The sequence below is a fragment of the Aquirufa ecclesiirivi genome, from assembly GCF_011250515.1.
In the GTDB taxonomy this organism is placed as follows: domain Bacteria; phylum Bacteroidota; class Bacteroidia; order Cytophagales; family Spirosomataceae; genus Aquirufa; species Aquirufa ecclesiirivi.
The window spans coordinates 1-474 of record NZ_JAANOP010000023.1 but is presented as its reverse complement, the minus strand read 5'-3'; the positions used below and the strand labels follow the sequence as shown (position 1 = coordinate 474).

The 474-nt window shown below is 37.3% G+C and carries 1 protein-coding gene; it reads left to right on the top strand.

From position 1 onward, the window contains the following. The coding region (locus G9H65_RS13290; protein WP_166375821.1) for a hypothetical protein at window positions 1-474 on the top strand (474 nt) is incomplete at both ends.

Genomic DNA, 474 nt, shown 5'->3' with positions numbered 1-474 from the left:
AGAAATTAAGTATTCAACTAATTAATAGTGAAGGGAAAGTGAATGCGCTTTATTCAGGAACCAAAACACTAACTTTTTCAGGAGCAAGTACTACGACTAACCCAATTAGTAAACCGAGTGTCTCTGGGATAGATTTTGGACTACCTGTTCAAGTTGTATTTACAAACGGAATGGCCCAAGTAGATTTGGTTTTATACCAAGTGGAAACGGCGAATATCCAGGTAACGGATGGTAGTATATTAGCTAAATCAGCTTTTTCGATTCAGGTAAAATCTAATCCAGCTACTCATTTTGTTATCAGTGGAACTGCAACCCAACAAGCTGGAAAATCACAGAAATTAAGTATCCAACTAATTAATAGTGAAGGGAAAGTGAATGCGCTTTATTCAGGAACCAAAACACTAACTTTTTCAGGAGCAAGTACTACGACTAACCCAATTAGTAAACCGAGTGTCTCTGGAATCGATTTTGGAC